Origin of the sequence: Moorena sp. SIO3I8 (assembly GCF_010692325.1) — a bacterium.
Lineage (GTDB): Bacteria > Cyanobacteriota > Cyanobacteriia > Cyanobacteriales > Coleofasciculaceae > Moorena.
Genome location: NZ_JAAHHW010000338.1, coordinates 1 through 1,705 on the forward strand (window position 1 = coordinate 1; position 1,705 = coordinate 1,705).

Annotated in this window: 2 protein-coding genes and 1 pseudogene; 2 read left to right on the top strand and 1 reads right to left on the bottom strand. The window is 34.5% G+C overall.

Annotation, left to right across the window (positions count from 1 at the left end):
- Positions 1–71 precede the first annotated feature (71 nt).
- Complete coding sequence (locus F6K51_RS36785) at positions 72–305, bottom strand: hypothetical protein (protein ID WP_293030988.1); 234 nt, start codon at positions 303–305, stop codon at positions 72–74.
- Positions 306–481: 176 nt separating this feature from the next.
- On the opposite strand from F6K51_RS36785, the pseudogene F6K51_RS36790 reads away from it, so the two are divergent.
- Positions 482–1,567 (top strand): annotated as a pseudogene (locus F6K51_RS36790) (IS4 family transposase).
- A gap of 27 nt (positions 1,568–1,594) precedes the next feature.
- Positions 1,595–1,705, top strand: a 111-nt coding sequence (locus tag F6K51_RS36795) for an HNH endonuclease signature motif containing protein (RefSeq protein ID WP_293030991.1), incomplete at its 3' end; no start/stop codon positions are given.

The following is a 1,705-nucleotide window of genomic DNA, read 5'->3' on the forward strand; positions in this document are numbered from 1 at the left end:
TGATCCGCTTCATTCGCCATTAGGGATAATCCCTTGAGAAAGGTACTTTCCTTAGTGACTACTTGACTTAATTATGTGCTAAAACACGTGAGATAGGGTTGTTTGCTAGCCCCTCGCGTATCTAACACTTTTTCGAGAATTAGCAGAAACTGTTCATCAGTTGTAACTAGCTCTAACATTCCCTCACCAATTTGGGACAAAATCTCCTTATCGGCTTCTATGGGAGTGAGTTCTAGGGCAACGAATAATTCCTCTGCGGTTTCTAATTCAACAGTATCGTCCTGATAGGAAATCTGGCACGGCATTGTAAACTCCTTCTGGGGGGGCGACGAAACAGGCTGAAATGCTTGCTATGTAAAGTTAGTAGCATTTTGTGGTAAAAAAAGGTAGGTCTCTAATTTGCAACAAGACCTACTTATTAACAATGTTACCAGCATTCTACCAAAACCACCTAAAAAGTCAACTTAGTCTAACTGAATAGATTTTTTTAAAAATTCTGATCAATCTCTTACAGTCAATTAAAAAAGTTAACTTATAAAAATTAGCCAATACTCTCCCTTTACCAATTAAATTTGAAAGTAGAAGAAAAAGACTACAAAGATTTTTATCCTTACCAAACCTAACAATTGAAAAAATTTGGTTTCCAATATTTGAAGAATTATTGAAAACATACTTTACTTCAGAAACCCTAATTTATCTAGCAATTGATAGAACAAATTGGGGTCGCATTAATTTATTCATGGTTAGCCTTATTTGGGATAAAAGAGCGTTTCCAATATATTTTACTTTGTTGCCCAAGTTAGGGAGTAGTAATTTAACAGAACAACAAAGTATTTTATCAAAGATTGTCCCGATTATTAAAAACTATAAAGTGTGTGTATTAGGAGATAGAGAATTTTGCTCTGTTAAACTAGCTAAGTATCTTCAGAGCTTGGGTGTATACTTTTGTTTACGTTTAAAAAAGAATGAGTTTGTTGAATATAAAAAAGATAATTGGGTGGCACTCAATGATTTAGGTTTAATACCTGGAGTGTCTTTATTTATACAAGGAGTAAAAGTGACTAAGACTCGGGGATTTACAAGTTTTAATGTAGCTTGTAAGTGGCAACGTAAACTCAAAGGTATAGCTCCTAAGGAAGGATGGTTTATTCTGACAAACTTTGATAGCTTAGAGCTGGCAATTTCAGCTTACAAAAAAAGATTTAATATAGAGGAAATGTTTAGAGACTTCAAGACTGGTGGTTATCATTTAGAGAATACTAAAGTTGAAGGTGAACGGTTTATTTCTTTAGTTTTATTGATAGCTATAGCTTACACTTCTGCAACTATTAAAGGTCAGCATATTAAACGTCAAGGAATACAAACCTATGTGGCTCGTGTCAAAGAACCTGATAGAATAGAGCGCAGAAATAGCAGTTTTTACGTTGGTTTATATGGTCAAACCTGGGTTAATTTCAAAGATATTTGTATAGAATTAGTAACCGAATTAATGAGACTAAATCCTAATAAACGAAAGTATTATCAACGAGGTCTAAGGGCTATATCGCTTATAGAGTCTGGGTTTTAGCTTATTTCGTCGCCCCCCCAGGATTTATTGGAAAAACACCATATAATACCACGCTCCATAGGTGGAAATGACTTGGATAAAAACCTGGAATTATTACACCTACATTGCCATGATATTAAACACCGGTCGAAAATCAAA